Here is a 17007-nt window from a genome sequence, read left to right as displayed (position 1 = left end):
TCGACTGACATGCTACGAGGGCAACTGACACGCGCCCGCGCCTTGGGTGGTCACCGTAACCACCGCGCCCGTCATGGCAAATAACTGCTGCAGCTGCGTCTGAGCGTTTTGCAAGGCAATATTCATCACATCACCGCGGCAGGCACGCTCTAGCACTTCTTTTTTTGCCATGGTCTGTGCTTGCGCAAGTATCTTTGGATCGACCTGCATCAGCCCAAACGCGCCCGTCTGCCAGTCATAAATCTCAATATCATCCAGATATACTGAAAATATCTCTGACGGCGGTAAGGTGATATTGATTTGCGGCATCATGGCAGCGGTATTGACAGTTGTGGCCTGCGTGTCATTTTGAGCAGCTTTGCGCAGCGCCTCACTGTCAGCCGCTGGATCGGGCTGGATGACTTGCACCATCTCAGGCGTCAGCGCACTCAAATCGATCCCTGCATCGACTCGCCCGCGCGCGATAAACAGCCCCTTTTGTTCATCTTGCCACAGCTTCATCCAGCTGCCTTGCCGCTCGCTGGTAATCACCGTATCGACACTAAAGGCGACTGTCTGTAGGCGGTTTAACTGCTGAATCTGCGTCACCACGCCCTCACGGCTGATGGTTTCGATAGGCGCTTCTTCACTTGCTGGCTGCATACTATAGATAGCAAATGCCAGCGCGGCCAAACCAATCAGCAATATCAGCCACGACATAAAGGCAATGGGCTTTTTTGTTGATGGATTTGTCGCTGGATATTTGTTGTCGCGCGCGTTATCCGCAGGCGCTTTATTATCAGGATGATTCATCGACACCACCTTCAGTATTATCAGTTATATAGATCAGATGAGTCTCTTGGCGACAGCGACTTAACAGCGCTTTTTATTGCCTCGCTATTATCAAATCGTACTTTTATCTCGCTGCGTGATACCACCTACCTATCTCATCCGCCTGTCTGTCTATAAATGCTACTAATCACCTATTACTTCAAGTAATAGCTACCAAGACGCAACATAACCTGCGACCAGATTATGAGTAAAAACACGCGCGCCATTTGCCATAAATCAGCTTAACACTGGTAAATAATCGAGTCTCAATAATCATCTGCCATTCTTTGACCGAAGTTACGGCTGAAAAAACAAAAAGTCATTGCGTCTTGGGCGAACTTTACCTAACATAGACAGATTGTATTGATAAAATGTCGGCACAGATTTATTGGTCAGGTTTTTTGCAAGATAGGTTTTCATCACACGTTTGGTGACTTGTTCAATTCCGATATGTCGCCGTCTACTCTATCGATACGTCAATCCAAATCTGCCCTTTTATTGTGAGAGCGGTTTTGTGACGATACTGCTTTACCAGTGTCTTGTTTACCAGTGTCTTGGCCGCAAAAGCGTAGTTGCCCGCGATTAGTGGTTAGAGACCAGTTGCGACACATTATCTACTAGGAAACCCCTAGTTCATTGCTAAGTGATAAAGGTAAGCTTACGGCGTCCATGAAACGATAGCCCTATGCTCAACACCCCACTATTTCTTATTTTTTTATCGTTGATAAGGTTACGCTTTATTTATGAAAGCCAGTCAATTTTTATTTGCCACTCTAAAAGAAACCCCAAGCGACGCCGACATCGTCTCAAGCCAGTTGATGGTGCGCGCCGGTCTTATTCGCAAAATCGCTTCGGGGCTTTATATCTGGTTGCCCATGGGGCTACGCGTCTTGCAAAAGGTCGAACGTATTGTTCGTGAAGAGATGCAAAACGTAGGCGCTCAAGAGGTCCTGATGCCGATGACGCAGCCCGCTGAACTGTGGCAGACCACCGGGCGTTTTGATGACTATGGTCCTGAGCTATTGCGCTTTAAAGACCGTCACGATCGGGATTTTGTGCTAGGCCCGACGCACGAAGAGGTCATCACCAATCTGGCCCAAGGCGAGCTCCGCAGCTATAAGCAGCTACCGATTACCTTCTTTCAGATCCAAGGGAAATTCCGCGACGAGATTCGTCCCCGCTTTGGTGTGATGCGCGCGCGTGAGTTCACCATGAAAGACGCCTACTCGTTCCATGTCGATCAAGTTTCGCTCGCAAAGACTTATCATGATATGTATGAGGCTTATACGCGTATCTTCACCCGCTTAGGCTTAGACTTCCGTGCGGTACAAGCGGATACCGGCTCTATCGGCGGCTTTGCCTCGCATGAGTTTCATGTGTTGGCTGACAGCGGTGAAGATGATATCGCTTTTTCTGACTCCTCAGACTATGCGGCCAACGTCGAGCTTGCCGAATCTATCTCATTTAACATGGCTGAACGCCAACCGCCAAAGCAAGAGCGCGAAGACGTGCTCACCGAAGGCATGACCACTTGTAAGATGGTGGCGGAACACTTAGATATTCCGCTTGCCAATACCGTCAAAACCTTGATCGTCCATGGTCATAAAGAAGATGGCACACCGCAGCTGATTGCGGTGGTACTACGCGGAGACCATCAGCTTAATACCATCAAAGCTGAGAAAATCGAAGAAGCCAACGTACCATTGACCCTGGCCTCTGATGAAGAGCTAAAAGCTGCTGGCCTGCATAAAGGCTATATCGGTGTGGATTTGGATATGCCGGTATTTGTCGATCGCTCAGCGGCGACCTTGTCAGACTTTGTGGCAGGCGCGAATAAAGTGAATAAACATACCATCGGCATGAACTGGGCACGTGACGCCAGCATTACGCGTATCGTTGATGTGCGTAATGTGCAAGAAGGCGACCCTTCTCCTGATGGCAAAGGCACGCTCAAAATCAAACGCGGCATCGAAGTCGGTCATATCTTCCAGTTGGGCGATAAATACTCGCAAGCGATGAACGCAACCGTCTCTGGTGAGGATGGCAAGCCTGTGACCATGATGATGGGCTGTTATGGTATCGGCGTCAGCCGTATCATCGCAGCAGCCATCGAGCAAAATAACGACGAAAACGGCATCATGTGGCCACAAACGCCGACCGTTGAGGACTCGATTGCGCCTTTTGAAGTTGCTATCATTCCGATGAAGTCTAAAGAAGAAACCGTCATGCAAACGGCCACCGCGTTATACGAAGAGCTAAAAGCTCAAGGCGTCAACGTATTGCTAGACGACCGTAACGAGCGTCCAGGGGTCAAGTTCGCCGATCTTGAGCTGATTGGTATCCCGCATCGCATCGTGGTTTCTGACCGTAATTTGGCCGAAGGTAAATTTGAGTACGTCAATCGCCGTGAATCAGAAAAACAAATGCTCAGCCGCGAAGAAGTCATGGCAAAAGTAAGTAGCAAATAGTTTTATTAGTAAAACCTATGCAATAAAAAGCGCCTGTCTTATTCAATAAGATAGGCGCTTTTTTTGTATCAGCCAAGCTATTTTAAACAATGGCTCTATTGACGAGTCAAACGACTCGGCGTCGGCAACAAACTCATATCACTGACGCGGCAAGGATTGATATCGATACCGCCGCGGCGGGTGTACCACGCACGAACCATCAATGCGCGTGGCTGATAGTGTTGGCTCAAGTCAGCAAATATCTGCTCGACGCACTGCTCATGAAAACCATTGTGCTGACGAAAGCTTAATATGTAGCGCAGCATATTGGCCGTATGAATGGGCTGCTCCGTTGTAATTGACACAGCTAATGTACCCCAATCTGGCTGGTTGGTCACCGGACAGTTACTACGCAGCAAATTAGAATAAAAACGATAAGGCTGAGTGCCATCACTTATCACACTCTCACCACGCGCCTCTGCTTCATCACGCAGCAATGACGCATCGGGATGCGCACACAGTGTTACCTTCTCGCTACTATTCGCTAAGGCATCATCAATACAGACGCCATCGGGCTGAGCAATATGTAGCCCTGATGTTTCATCATCTAAGCGAAACAACTCAACGGTTACCTGAGCTTGCACGCAGGCTGATAAGTCTTTGGCTATCAGCGCTTGCACGTCGTCCCAGCTGGCAAACTCGGTAAAATTTAGGCTGTTTAAGTAAAGCTTCAACGATTTTGACTCGACAATAAATGGTGAGCTGGCAGGAATACCAAAGCGCGCAATGGCAACTTGCGAGACGCCTTGCTTATTTAACCAAGACATCTCAAAGGCTTGCCACCAGTCCACCCCCACCGCTAATTTATCGTCTTGCCAACCAATCGCGTCACGACCCAGACTGCGCGCAATCGGATATAGCGTCTCTGGACTATACTGCGTCGGATAATCGGTGGTTTGCTCACCTAAGATGCCATGTATGCTCATTTACTTTCCTACTATTTAATCGTTAAACCCTAACTGCTCAACCGACAGCGCTTTGGGCATCGCTATCGCTTCACACGCTGACCATTACAAGCGCACGCGTGAGCCATTATTCAACAAACGATAAGCGATGGTATAAAATATCGCACAGAATACAAAAATCGCCGCCATCGAGTACCAAACGTTGACATCAGAATACCCTAAGATGCCATAACGGAACGAATTCACCATATAGACAATCGGGTTCAATAACGAGACGTTTTGCCAAAATGGTGACAGATTCTCCATCGAATAAAACACCCCGCCAAGATAAGTAAGCGGCGTCAATACAAAGCTTGGAATGATGGAGATGTCATCAAACGAGCGAGCGAATACCGCGTTGATAAAGCCGCCTAATGAAAACAAAGTCGAGGTGCCAAGGACGGTAAACACCGTGACAAATAAGTGCTCGATACCCAAATCGGTAAAAAACAACGCCACAATCGAGACAATCAAACCAATTGCCAGCCCGCGGAAAATACCACCACTGATATACCCCATCAAAATCGCATGCTTGGAGACCGGTGAGACCAAAAGCTCCTCAATACTGGCGGTAAACTTGGCACTAAAAAAGCTTGAGACAACGTTGGAGTAACTGTTGGTGATAATCGCCATCATGATTAGACCAGGCACGATAAACTGCATATACGGCACCCCACCCATCTCACCGACACGTGAGCCGATCATCTTACCAAAGATGACAAAATACAGGCTCATGGTAATGACAGGTGGCAGTAGGGTCTGCGGCCAGATACGTAGGATTCGGCGCACCTCTTTTAGCCAGATGGTACGAAAAGAGATCCATCTTTTATTCCACGACATGGTTTTGTGATAGTCGATGCTCTGATCTTGATCAACGGCCTTTTGACTCATAATCCCGCCTCCTTCATACTGTCTGCACTTTGAATGTTTTTTTCTACCAAGCGCATAAATAGCTCTTCTAAGCGGTTGGCTTTGTTGCGCATACTGGCCACCGTAATGCCTTGAGCAGATAATTGGTTAAACACACCATTTAACGACTCGCCTTCTGTTAGGGTTACCTCTAAGGTCTGCTCATCTGGCTGCGACAACCCTGTCACCCCATCCAGCTCTAGCGGCTGGGTCAACGGGACTTCAAGATCAAAAACAAATGTCTCCACCGATAATTGAGCGAGCAAATCTTTCATTTCGGTATTGATGCGTATCTCACCATGATCCAAAATCGCAATGCGTTTACACAGCTGCTCTGCTTCTTCAAGATAGTGAGTGGTCAAGATAATGGTGGTTTTTTCTTCGATATTGATCTGCTGCATAAAATCCCACATAGATCGGCGCAGCTCGATATCGACCCCAGCCGTCGGCTCATCCAAAATCAATAGTTTTGGTTTGTGAATCAAAGCACGAGCAATCATCAGACGACGTTTCATGCCGCCAGATAGCTCGCGTGATTTACTGTTGCGCTTATCCCACAGCCCAAGCGCGGTCAACAAGCGCTTGGCTCTTGGACGAGCTTCTTTGGCCGGGATACCAAAATACCCTGCTTGGGTAATCAAGATATCTTGGACTTTTTCAAATTGATTAAAATTGAACTCTTGCGGCACCACGCCAAGATACTGCTTGGCCAGCGCTGGGTTTTCGAGCAAATCGGTGCCAAAAATTTTGACACTGCCAGTGGTGGGTTTAAAAAGTGAGCTAATAATGCCAATCATCGTTGACTTACCAGCACCGTTTGGCCCCAGCAGCGCAAAAAAACCACCCTGCGGGACGGTTAAACTGACATCTTTGAGTGCCGAAAACCCATTACCATAGGTTTTGGATAAATTCTGGATAGCAAGTGCTGGTACCTCAGACATGAATACCTCTTTATTGATTATCGATGTAAAAGCGTTTGAGAAGAGAAAAACAGCCAAATGAGACGATGTAATCTCATAAAATGAGGCTACTAGGGTCGGATTTCAACGGTGCTATACCAGAACCATCCGTTTGATAATACTCATCATAAAAAAAAACGCCTACCTCATAAAATGAAATAGGCGAGTTATAGGCTTTACACATATAGCTTACAGATACATATGGTTTGCGGCAAGTCGCTCACGACAAGTCAATAGACCGTGACAGGTTACGGATGCCTATTTAATCTAAATCAGACACCCCAAGCCGATAAAAGCAACTGTTTAGCTTGCTTCACCAACCATATAATCGACAGCGTTTTGGACTTCTTCATCAGGGATATCCGCACCGCCTTTGGCAGGCATGGCGTTAAAGCCATTGATGGCATGGGTATATAGGGTGTCTTTACCTTTTGAGATACGTGGACCCCATGCGCCAGCATCGCCTAACATAGGTGAGCCAAGTAGGCCTGCACCGTGACATGTCTGACATACCGCATTATACACAGCTTTGCCGTCGCGAGGACCATCGCCAGCGGCTGGGCCAGCGGCGCGCGGGGTCACGTCACACACTTCGTCGTCTTCGAAGCAGACTTTGGCAACTGGCTGAATACGAGCAATCAAGTTTGGATATAGCGCGATCAGCTTTTGCACTTGCGGCGTATCTTGTGGAATCTCTTCTTCGGCGGCAGGTGCGGCAGCGGCAGTTTCTACTGCGTCATCTGCTTGACCATCTTCTGAGGCCGCAGCGTCAGTCGCAGCGTCGCCATCAGTGGTATCTGCAGCAGCTTGTGGGGCATCGCCCAACTGCTCAGGTGCGTTTTCTACCACTTCCTGCGCTTCTGCTACATCAGAGACAGTCACAGGCGTGTCGACAACACTTTCAGCTTGGCTCACCGCGATACTAGCGATTCCTAGAATGGCAGCTGCCGATAACATAACTACTTTTCTCATTCGTCACGTTCTCTTATTACGTATACAAAGGCTGGCACGGCTCGGACATTCTGTCTGTCCTCCTTTGACGACCTCTCGTCATCAATAGCAAACAGCCATCCCGCGTGCCAGCACACTTGCAATCGGTGATTATAAATATGAATTCTCCCTGACATTATAAGGGAAAAGGCGGGTAGATTGCCATGCTTGTTTAATGACTATCCTGTTTTTTCTTAAAAAACCTCAATCTCTGCCTTCGTTTATTGGCTTTCTGACTTTTATTTGTTAGACTAAGCGGTCTTGATTTTTAAGTCTGTTTTAGGCGCTCGTAGCTCAGTTGGATAGAGTATCGGTTTCCGAAGCCGAGGGTCGTGGGTTCGATTCCCGCCGAGCGCACCAATCATCGTATTTCACCACTTCCTAGCATTACCTCAAACCCCTACACACCTTTAATAGCTTCAGTTCAAGTCTTTTGATATTACTTGTCATTACCTAGTAGCACCTATAGAATGTTGTTAAATTTGTTGTTAAAACATTTAACATCTTTTACGGCTGCCCTGATTATGAGAAAAGACTATCTATTAACTGATAACGGTGTGAAGGCCATAGCTAAGCAGTCAGCACCTGACAAAGTCACCCGTCACAGTGATGGTAATAGTTTATCTCTAATACAACATCCTAATGGCTCACTGTTTTGGCAAATGTCATACCGCTATCAATCGGTCAAAGACATTAAGCCCAAACAAAAAACCTACCAAATCGGTATCTATAAATCATCAAAACAAGTGATTGATTCATCATTCAAGCCGCAAGTATCACTCAAGCAAGCGCGTATCGAACGTGACAAAGCAAAAGCATTATTGGCTGATGGTATCGACCCCACCGAACACAAAAGCATTGAAAAGAACAACTTTGAGCAAAAGGACTTATTTAAAGTCATTGCTAAAAGCTATCTTGATGGAAAATCCAAGACTACCGCAAAGAACGTACAAAAGCTGCAAGGGTTCTTAGATAACCACATCTTAAAACATCTAGGTAACTACCCTATTGGTGCCATCACCGCGCAAGATATTATTAAGACAGGGCTTGCCATTCAAGCCAGCTTTGAGCAGCAAGGCAAACATACCTCTGAGACCGCGCACAAGTGTATGGGTTTGATCAGCGCCATCTTTGAGTATGCTATTAATACACTGGGTTATGATATTACTAATATCGCCATTGGACGTAACAAAGCGCTCAGGCCGCATAAAGCCGAACGTATGAAAGCGGTAGAGCAGCACCAATTCCCCGACCTACTCCGCAACATTGATCAGTACATTAATAACCACCCAAACGCTCATGAGCAGACCGTAGCAGGTTTACAGCTGATGACGCTGTGCTTTGTGCGTACCAAAGAGCTAAGGCACTTTGAATGGTCAGAGATTGATTATCATAAAAGCGTATGGCGTATTCCAGCGCACAAGATGAAAATGCGCCAAGACCATATTATTCCGCTGTCACCGCAAGCAATGGCTATCATTGAACGTATGCGTCCCTTAACAGAGCAGACAGGATATGTGTTCTATAACTTTGAATGAAACAAACCCTATAGTGAAGCATGGTTTAATCAGGCACTACAGCGCATGGGCTATACAGGTGACCCCTACCCTAAAATGACGGGGCACGGCTTTAGGCAGCTTGCCAGCACAGGACTGTATGAGCTGCAATTTCGTGAAAGCCTCATAGAGATACAACTTGCTCACTTAGAGCAATCGAGCGTGAGAAGGCGCTACGACTTATCAGAGAATTTAGCCGAGCGCCAAATGATGATGCACCGCTGGGCGAACTATCTTGATGACTTACGCGCAGGCAAGGCGGTCAGCTTTGATTTATTGACTCCTGATGAACTCACTAAAGAAATGGAAAGCCGTAATGAGCAAACGACTGATATAGCACTGCATGATAGAGATATTATAATCAAAAGCTTACAAGCTCAAGGAGTACCAGAAGATGTCATACAAGGACTTCTTAAGCATTTATAGTAGAAGGCAATGAAGATATTCATTGTAAAAATTGAGTTTTAAAAAACTCTCATCATTAATCTCTGGGTTATTGTAAAGAAATGTTACTAATTAATGAGATTCATTATCAATAGCTTGAACAGGCTTACTGCTTATAACTGACAACAACGAACAACAACGAACAACAACGAACAACAACGAACAACAACGAACAACAACGAACAACAACGAACAACAACGAACAACAACGAACAACAACGAACAAAAGTTCACTATCAGATAGTGAATAAAATCTAATATTCATATAAGCGATTGTTCGGCACTAAGCGCACTTATTGTGAATATATAAAGGTGTGCTAAGCTAACCCTATGTTACTGAATAACACATAGCCGTTTTTAATTAAACTTATTAGAAATTAATGAATAGTATGGGCTAATAAATCGCGCCTAGTCGCCAAACTTCAAAGCGATTTATCTGCCCACCTATTTTATTGAGAAACCAACATAAGGAGACAAATTCTTGAAATAACTAACCCTCAAAAAGAGATGAGAGAGAGATCAGAATTTATACATTGGTTATTGTCAACACTCTATATTCAAAGCTAGCTCGCTAGAATGTTAACCGTATACTATCATTAGTAGCAAAATTAGCAAGTTAATATTGCCATCTCAGATTTCTCTCACTTCCTCTTCTAGAAGCTCCAGCACCACAAGAATCACAGCATTAAGCCAAGTTGCAAATATAAAGCCAAATTACGAAAAACTAAAACTGTCTTTTACAAAATAAGGCGGTCTAGGTGCTTTATTGCCAATTTTTTGACTTATCGCTAATTCAGACAAAAAACTTAAGAGAAGGTATAACAAAATGATATTGAAAGATCAGTATCTGAGAATGACAGATCTTGCCAACCAACCAGCGCGAAACGCTAAGACCTACACCACCAAGTCAGGTCAAACGCGCACCGTCACTGCCAAAGCCGCCACACGCGGTATCACAGGCTTTAGTGCAAAGCACATCTACCATCTAATCAATGAAGGCAAATTCCCCAAACCGATCAAAATTGGGCGGGCTAGTCTATGGCGCTTGTCTGATATTAATAGCTGGCTAGGCAGTCATGTTCAGCCGTCAGACGACGATGCTACCACCAAAAATGAAGTATAAGTCATGAACCAATCAAATGAGATATTAGAGCCGCGCCTAGTCGCAGTAGATAGTCATGAATTGTCATTAGTAGATGATTATATACAAAGCTACGCTGAGGATTGTGAAAGCCTAGCTTATGCGCTCAATATGATAGAAGTTAGCGACCCAGCCAGCAAAGGCGTGATAATAGCAGTAAGGGCGGCTTTGGTGAGTATTAATGAAAGCGCTATTGGTTTGAGCGAAAGCATCATGACCCAGCTGATCTTGATGCCTGAATTGGAGGTGAACCCCTATGAGCAGCAATAATTCTAAAGATAACCTACAGCCCCAGCATGAAGTACAAGCTGGCAAGCGCAGCCTACCATCAAAGCTACTAGAGTTTATGGTATGGGTAGTCGTCATTGGCTTACTACTGTCACCAATATTTTGCATCGTACAGTATAGCGAGGTGACCCATGAGCAGCGATAAATCACAGACTCTTATGGACGCGCAATTAGTTTTTGCCAAATCAAAACACGGTAAAGCACAAAAGCGTAAAAACAGACGCGCTTATCACTACCCACACTATAAACAGGCAGCAAAGCGCATAACACATGGTGATGGGGGCAGCAATGACAACCGATAAAGACAACAAAGCCCATGCTATCAGCACAGGCTTGTCACAATTTATAGCAGATTTTAGACTCGCTACATTGGCAGATGTAACAGGTCATGGCACGTTAGAAAGCTTACTAAGTAATGGATCATTAAACTCAGTTATCTATCTAGATAGAGATATTAGCATATTTACAGGAGCGCTGGCAGGAGAAAAGCAGCTCGACACTGCTAACACTATCGGACTGCTAAAAGTTAATAATCAAGCTGAGATTGTCACACTTGCCAGCGTACCGCTTAAGGATAACGGACGTATCTTTATATCTGACACTGATATACCGAGTGCTTTTGTCATTGGCTCAATGAGTCGTGATAGTAAGTGGATAGTCATAGCTGATCTTGCTGAGGCAGTGTGCTGTTATGACGCTTATCGTAAATTAGGTATTGATATAACGGTACTCACTTGCCTTGTACCTAGTTTGTTTAATCGGACGGTGAAACATTTTGCAGAGGTGCAGCAAGTAACCATCATGACCACTTCACAGCACAAGGCCAAAGTAATAACACCGCTTAAAGGCGTGAATGTTGAAGCCATTATTTGTGAGCATACGCTCATTTATGACGCGCTTGAGTTTGATGCTGATTATGATGACCTAATCGCTGATGCTGAGATTATCGACTTACAGGCGCTAGGCAAACCAAAGCCTAAGCCAATCAGTCAAACACTGCCACCAGTTAAGACACTCACAAGCGATATAATGCCAAAACTGCTATGGAATTATGCTTCAAACTGTGCTGAGCGCTTGAGCGTACCTATTGAATATGTGCTAATGCCCTTGATGGTATCGTTAGGCAGCTTGATAGGCTCAAAATTGAGCATCTACCCTAAGATGTACGATAACTGGGAGGTAGTACCGAACTTTTATGGTGCAATCATTGGCAACCCATCGAGTAAGAAATCACCGTCATTATCTGAAGGGTTAAAGCCAATATCACATTTAGTCGGACTTGCTAAAGATAAATATAATGCAGATAAGCTCGAGCATGATACACAAAAAGAGCTTAACAAGCATATGACAAAGGCAGCTGAGAAGCAGCTTAGTGACCTTGCTAAAAAGCTAGCGACCCAAACTGATGATGATGCTGAAATTAGTCATGTTGATTTAAAAGCCAAAGCGCAAGAGTTGGCAGAGGTAAAGCAAAGTGATGAGCTTATACCTGAGATTAAGCGTTACGTTACTGATGACGGTACGATTGAGAGTATCGGAGAGCTTGAGAGCAAACACAAAAACGGTATGCTGGTAAAGCGTGATGAGCTGACAGGTTGGCTTGCTTCATTAGAGAGTGAAAGCAATCAACAAGCGCGATCATTCTATCTTGAGGGCTTTAATGGTTTAGGTAGCTTTCAAGTCGATAGAATAGGCAGAGGCTCAGTGTTTATCGACACCCATTGTTTATCGGTTATCGGTGGTATTCAGCCTGACAAGCTCGAGTATTATTTATCTAAAACGATGAAAGGTTTAGGCAATGACGGACTTATTCAGCGCTTTCAGTTGATGGTTTACCCCGACCCATTACCAAACAGTAAAGAGCGTGACTTGCCACCTGACAAGCCAAGCCGTGACGCTATCTATAGCTTGTTTGAAACGATTGATAGTATGCAGTTAGGTGACTTTATGCGCTATGGTGCAAACCCGATTGATGACTATCACAAGCGCCCTTATTACCGCTTTACTGATGATGCTTATCAAGTGTTTATGAGTTGGTATGACGCGCTTAAAGTAAGAGCTAGTGACGCTGAGCATAGCATCATAGCTGAGCATCTAATCAAGTATGCTAAAACAGTACCGTCATTAGCATTAGTCTTTCACTTAGTCGATTGTATCGAACATGGTACGTCATTAGGTGCAGTCAACTTGAACGCACTTAATGCAGCGCTGGCATGGTGCGAAGTGTTAGAGAGCCACATGATGAGAATATATAGCACTGTCACCGATAGCGCGAATATCAAAGCCTCTTATTTAGCCGATAAAATAATGAAAATGGTCAAAAAGGGAGCTGACAAAACTGACAAAACCGATTGGATCGGTCACGGCTTTACCGCACGCCAGCTAATCCGCAAAGGGTGGAGAGGTTTAACTGATAGCGATGACGTATTGAACGCGCTAGAAATATTAGTCGAACACAACTGGCTAAGCTGGCAGGAAGTAAAAAGCACAGGGCAAGGAGGTAGACCGACAGAGCGTTACTATATCAACTCAAGATTAAATGAGCTTTTATAGGGTGTGTCCTCATTTCAAAAATGGCGATAAAAATGAGATAAATCGCCGTCAAACAAGGAAAATAGCGCAGATAATATTGAGATATTAGTCAGCTATTTGACACCGTCTGGCCAGATTTAGCCATTTTTAGCCCATTTAGATGACTATTGATTGAATTGAGGACATGCCCTAGTTTCGTCAGTTATGTCAGTGCAATAGTTAGACGTTATTGAGATATAGCGTCTTTTTTATTGCCTATTAATTAGTTTTGTCAGTTTTGTCAGTTTTGTCAGGCTTAGGTTAGAGCCAATATGGTTAATTCAACAGAATAGGCTGGCAGGTGAATAGGTACATAATATTAATTATTCATACTTCTACTATCCTTAGTAGATCCATCAAATATCTAGAGCCAAGGTCGATGGAAGCAAGCGAATTTGGAAGCAGGAAACACGTTTTTCAAAAAACTGCAATTACGCCGATCCCTTGATACGTAATAGATACAGCGGAATCGGCGAAGGGCTTTGGAAGCAAGAGGAAGCAGAAAAAAGGAGCTTATTTATCTAGATAAATGCTGCCCTTAAACCCTTACTTTTCCCTAAAGAACCTCACCTACGCATGCTCACCCAGCTTCGTATCAAGCATCAAACGAATAAACTTCTTAAACTGATCAGGGTTAGATAGTAAGTGCATGGTCATACCTTCGTAGGCTTCTTGGCTTTCAAATAACGCATCCATCGCCGCATCAGGATAACCGCCGAGCATAATCTGATCGGTACTGTTATTACTAAACTGCTTTACCACGATCTCATTTTCAGTCACTTTATCCCAAATTGTGTTTTGAAAGTTGATCATGTCTTTATCGGTAAAGTCCTCGCCAGCGAACACCTCATTTAATCGATTAATGACCTTTGATAACAGCTCTTCTTTCTGATCTTTTGGCTTTGCTGTACCGCCACCGCCGCCAGCTTCTAACTCACCACTACCCTCCTTTAGCTTTAGATCCTGCTGGTGCAGCTTTGAGACACGGTAATGACTCATAGCGATGTTGGTTAGATCAATATCATCCTCATTGTCCACACTTTCGCGTAATAATGGCCGTAGGTTACGGGCGTATAAGCTCAGCTTTTCCAGCTCTTTATCGTCGTAGTCAACGATTTGCGACATAAACTCATACTGGCGGGTGAATGTCCCTAAGTCCTTTTTAAAGATCTCTAGCGCATCTTGATCAGCCTTAAAACCTTTATAGTCATTCTCCGCATTGGTCATCAGCACCACATCACCTGTCGCTTTGGTACGCTCAAGCATTTCCTTAGCGTGCTGGGCTTGCTCGCGTGCTAGCTTATAGCGCTTCTGCCAACGCTCGACCGCTGGCTTGCAGATGTTACTAATGGCAGCGTTAGACTTACTCTTACTATAAAAAGCTTCAACAAACTGCTCGACCTCATGCCATAAAAAGATACCGCTGGCGCGTAGCTTCTCATACAGGTCATACACCTGATCGGGGTCAGACACATTCACTAAAGTGGCGGTCTCATAGTACGGCTGGAAGGCCTCAAGGATGTCTTCAGGATCATTAAAGAAGTCGAGCACAAACGTACCGCTCTCAGCCTTACCCTTATAGGTACGATTCAGCCGTGAAAGGGTCTGTACGCAGTCCACGCCTGTCAGCTTTTTATCTACGTACATGGCGCAGAGTTTCGGCTGGTCAAAGCCTGTCTGGAACTTATTGGCCACTAGCATCACTTGATAGTCATCACTATCAAAAGCTTTACGCATATCACGACCTTTTAGCCCAATATTCATATTATGCTCAGTGAACTTCTCGCCAAGTAGTGCGCCGCTATCAGGATCATTATCGTTAAAGGTAACTTCCCCTGAGAACGCGACCATGGCATTGATGCCGCGATAGCCACTATCTGCAATATAGTTATCGAAGGCCAGCTTGTAGCGTACCGCTTCTTTACGCGAGCCTGTCACTACCATCGCTTTGGCCTGCCCGCCGAGTAAGCCTTTTATATTGTCGTTAAAGTGCTCAATGATGATCTTAACTTTCTGCGCGATATTGTGCTCATGCAGTCGCACCCAGTTATTCAGCTTAATCTTGGCGCGGCGGGCATCGACCTCATCGTCATCGCTAGCCAGCTTTTGAGTGAGCTGATACATCACTTTGTAGTTGGTGTAGTTCTTGAGCACATCTAAGATAAAACCCTCTTCAATCGCTTGGCGCATAGAATAGACGTGATAAGCGGCTGGCAGGTTATCACTAGCGGCTGGCAAGTCAGGGTTAGGCAGACGGCCAAACAGCTCAATGGTTTTTGGCTTAGGTGTGGCGGTAAAGGCGTAATAACTCAGATTCGGACTGCTACGGCGCGCAGCTAATGTGGCGTCTAAAACATCTTCACTAGAGAGCGGCTTATCATCATCTGTATTACTGTCTATATCACCTGAGACCAGCACTTCTTTGAGCTGGCGTGCGGTAGAGCCTGTCTGTGAGGAGTGCGCTTCATCGGCGATAATGGCATAGCGACGTGATTTTAAAACGCTAGAGTCTTCAATGGCTTTGAGTACGAATGGGAAGGTCTGAATAGTGACGATAATAATCGGCTGGGAGTTGACCAGTGCTTCGGCAAGCTGTTCAGACTTTGAGCCGTCACCTTCTTTACGGTTGATCTTACCGACTACGCCATCGGCATGTTCAAATTGATAGATAGTATCTTGAAGCTGGTCATCCAGTACAGTGCGATCAGTGATGACAATGACCGAGTCAAACTGCTTATCGCCGTCGCTGTTGTACAAGGTGGATAGCTGATGCGCTGTCCATGCGATAGAGTTAGACTTACCCGAACCCGCACTATGCTGAATGAGATACTTTTGACCTGCGCCCTCAGTAATGGCCGCATTGACCAGCTTGGTCACCACGTCCCACTGATGATAGCGCGGGAACATCATGGTCTCTTTTTTGGACTTACGGCCAATAGCGTCCTCTTCTTCCTCTATCTGCAAGTGCATAAAGTGCCCAAGGATAGCCAGCAAGTTATCAGGCGTCAGCACTTCATTCCATAGGTAATCGGTGGCATAACGACTGCTATCCGCTGGCACGTCATTACCCGCACCGCCATCGCTGGTACCTTTGTTAAACGGTAAGAAGTAAGTGCTATCACCTGCCAGCTTCGTGGTCATATAGACTTCATACTGACTGACGGCAAAGTGAACCAATGCGCCGCGCTTAAACGTTAGCAGCGGCTCAGGTTTTTTAGTATCAGGGTCTTTTGGCAGGCGGGTCTTCTTATACTGAGTAATGGCATTTTGTACCGCTTGCTTAAATTCTGACTTTAGCTCCATCGTTGTGACAGGCAAGCCATTGACGAATAGTACGATATCGATACGGTTACGCTTAGCGACCTTGCCATCAGTGCTATCTTGAAGACTGCTTTTATTAGCAACAATGTGCGGGCTATACACTACTTCAGGTACGATGCGGCAAATATTGGCTTCATAGCGTGCCATGGTCTCAGGATTGAGGTTGTGCTCAGGCTTGAACTGGCAAAGTGAGAAGCGCGCGTTACGAATCTTTAGACCATGACGCAATACACCTAAGGTGCCATAGGTACGCGACGCTCTATCGGTGGCGTGCGCGTCTGCCTTGTTGAGCTGCTTAACTAAGGCGGCGATAAAGTGGCGCTCAGAGTCGATAGGAAAGGTACGGCAAAACTTCTCCCATTCCTGCGGTTGGGTGGTCTTCACAAAATCCAGCACGTCTTGCTCGTATAGTGCGGTCTCTGCCTGATAGCCGCTAGGATTGCCCAGCTGCCAGCCTTGCGCTTGCATCTGAGTGACGATATCGGCTTGGAAGACAGATTCGTAGGTAATGTTATGGGCGTTAGTAGCAGTGCTAGTCTGAGTCATGACATGATTCTTATTATTGGG

Annotated in this window: 13 protein-coding genes and 1 tRNA gene; 8 read left to right on the top strand and 6 right to left on the bottom strand. The window is 45.5% G+C overall.

Going from position 1 to position 17007, the window contains the following annotated elements:
* Positions 1–12: 12 nt before the first annotated feature.
* The gene (locus JMX98_RS03920; RefSeq protein WP_201584841.1) at positions 13–792 is read right to left on the bottom strand and encodes a DUF4230 domain-containing protein; all 780 of its coding nucleotides are present in this window, start codon (positions 790–792) and stop codon (positions 13–15) included.
* Positions 793–1553: 761 nt separating this feature from the next.
* Between JMX98_RS03920 and JMX98_RS03915 the strand changes: the two genes are divergently transcribed.
* On the top strand, positions 1554–3278 hold the full coding sequence (locus JMX98_RS03915) for a proline--tRNA ligase (RefSeq protein ID WP_105244894.1): 1725 nt from the start codon (positions 1554–1556) through the stop codon (positions 3276–3278).
* Positions 3279–3373: 95 nt separating this feature from the next.
* Here JMX98_RS03915 and queF read toward each other — a convergent pair whose 3' ends face one another.
* From queF to JMX98_RS03895, 4 genes are all read right to left on the bottom strand, one after another.
* Entirely contained in the window at positions 3374–4243 is an 870-nt protein-coding gene (gene queF, locus JMX98_RS03910; RefSeq protein ID WP_201584840.1) for an NADPH-dependent 7-cyano-7-deazaguanine reductase QueF, read from the bottom strand.
* A gap of 84 nt (positions 4244–4327) precedes the next feature.
* Positions 4328–5101, bottom strand: coding sequence for an ABC transporter permease (locus JMX98_RS03905; RefSeq protein ID WP_105246556.1), 774 nt, complete (start codon positions 5099–5101; stop codon positions 4328–4330).
* A 47-nt stretch (positions 5102–5148) separates the two neighbouring features.
* Complete coding sequence (locus JMX98_RS03900; RefSeq protein WP_201584838.1) at positions 5149–6111, bottom strand: ABC transporter ATP-binding protein; 963 nt, start codon at positions 6109–6111, stop codon at positions 5149–5151.
* Between the two features lie 321 nt (positions 6112–6432).
* On the bottom strand, positions 6433–7101 hold the full coding sequence (locus JMX98_RS03895) for a c-type cytochrome (RefSeq protein ID WP_201584836.1): 669 nt from the start codon (positions 7099–7101) through the stop codon (positions 6433–6435).
* A 301-nt stretch (positions 7102–7402) separates the two neighbouring features.
* Here JMX98_RS03895 and JMX98_RS03890 point away from each other — a divergent pair.
* The 7 genes from JMX98_RS03890 (at position 7403) to JMX98_RS03860 (ending at position 13101) form a co-directional block, all read left to right on the top strand.
* A tRNA-Arg gene (locus JMX98_RS03890) sits at positions 7403–7479 on the top strand.
* A gap of 164 nt (positions 7480–7643) precedes the next feature.
* Positions 7644–8657, top strand: coding sequence for a tyrosine-type recombinase/integrase (locus JMX98_RS03885; RefSeq protein WP_201584835.1), 1014 nt, complete (start codon positions 7644–7646; stop codon positions 8655–8657).
* Positions 8658–8702: 45 nt separating this feature from the next.
* Positions 8703–9101, top strand: coding sequence for a hypothetical protein (locus JMX98_RS03880; protein WP_201584834.1), 399 nt, complete (start codon positions 8703–8705; stop codon positions 9099–9101).
* An 844-nt stretch (positions 9102–9945) separates the two neighbouring features.
* Entirely contained in the window at positions 9946–10242 is a 297-nt protein-coding gene (locus JMX98_RS03875) for a helix-turn-helix transcriptional regulator (protein ID WP_201584833.1), read from the top strand.
* Positions 10243–10245: 3 nt separating this feature from the next.
* Complete coding sequence (locus tag JMX98_RS03870; protein ID WP_201584832.1) at positions 10246–10530, top strand: hypothetical protein; 285 nt, start codon at positions 10246–10248, stop codon at positions 10528–10530.
* Complete coding sequence (locus JMX98_RS03865) at positions 10517–10693, top strand: hypothetical protein (protein ID WP_201584831.1); 177 nt, start codon at positions 10517–10519, stop codon at positions 10691–10693. Before JMX98_RS03870 ends, JMX98_RS03865 begins: the two co-directional genes overlap by 14 nt.
* A gap of 143 nt (positions 10694–10836) precedes the next feature.
* Positions 10837–13101, top strand: a complete 2265-nt coding sequence (locus JMX98_RS03860; protein ID WP_201584830.1) for a DUF3987 domain-containing protein — start codon at positions 10837–10839, stop codon at positions 13099–13101.
* Between the two features lie 588 nt (positions 13102–13689).
* Here the strand turns inward: JMX98_RS03860 and JMX98_RS03855 are convergent.
* Positions 13690–16986 carry a type I restriction endonuclease subunit R gene (locus JMX98_RS03855; RefSeq protein ID WP_201584828.1) on the bottom strand — a complete coding sequence of 1099 codons (3297 nt, stop codon included), beginning with the start codon at positions 16984–16986 and terminating at the stop codon, positions 13690–13692.
* Positions 16987–17007 lie beyond the last annotated feature (21 nt).

Source organism: Psychrobacter sp. HII-4 (genome assembly GCF_904846595.1).
GTDB lineage: Bacteria > Pseudomonadota > Gammaproteobacteria > Pseudomonadales > Moraxellaceae > Psychrobacter > Psychrobacter celer.
This window is presented reverse-complemented; position numbering and strand designations above follow the sequence as displayed.

Excerpts from the sequence above, each read along its gene's own strand:
- JMX98_RS03920 (WP_201584841.1), bottom strand. The coding sequence starts at position 792 with ATGAATCATCCTGATAATAAAGCGCCTGCGGATAACGCGCGCGACAAC.
- JMX98_RS03915 (WP_105244894.1), top strand. The coding sequence starts at position 1,554 with ATGAAAGCCAGTCAATTTTTATTTGCCACTCTAAAAGAAACCCCAAGC.
- queF (WP_201584840.1), bottom strand. The coding sequence starts at position 4,243 with ATGAGCATACATGGCATCTTAGGTGAGCAAACCACCGATTATCCGACG.
- JMX98_RS03905 (WP_105246556.1), bottom strand. The coding sequence starts at position 5,101 with ATGTCGTGGAATAAAAGATGGATCTCTTTTCGTACCATCTGGCTAAAA.
- JMX98_RS03900 (WP_201584838.1), bottom strand. The coding sequence starts at position 6,111 with ATGTCTGAGGTACCAGCACTTGCTATCCAGAATTTATCCAAAACCTAT.
- JMX98_RS03895 (WP_201584836.1), bottom strand. The coding sequence starts at position 7,101 with ATGAGAAAAGTAGTTATGTTATCGGCAGCTGCCATTCTAGGAATCGCT.
- JMX98_RS03885 (WP_201584835.1), top strand. The coding sequence starts at position 7,644 with ATGAGAAAAGACTATCTATTAACTGATAACGGTGTGAAGGCCATAGCT.
- JMX98_RS03880 (WP_201584834.1), top strand. The coding sequence starts at position 8,703 with ATGGGCTATACAGGTGACCCCTACCCTAAAATGACGGGGCACGGCTTT.
- JMX98_RS03875 (WP_201584833.1), top strand. The coding sequence starts at position 9,946 with ATGATATTGAAAGATCAGTATCTGAGAATGACAGATCTTGCCAACCAA.
- JMX98_RS03870 (WP_201584832.1), top strand. The coding sequence starts at position 10,246 with ATGAACCAATCAAATGAGATATTAGAGCCGCGCCTAGTCGCAGTAGAT.
- JMX98_RS03865 (WP_201584831.1), top strand. The coding sequence starts at position 10,517 with ATGAGCAGCAATAATTCTAAAGATAACCTACAGCCCCAGCATGAAGTA.
- JMX98_RS03860 (WP_201584830.1), top strand. The coding sequence starts at position 10,837 with ATGACAACCGATAAAGACAACAAAGCCCATGCTATCAGCACAGGCTTG.
- JMX98_RS03855 (WP_201584828.1), bottom strand. The coding sequence starts at position 16,986 with ATGACTCAGACTAGCACTGCTACTAACGCCCATAACATTACCTACGAA.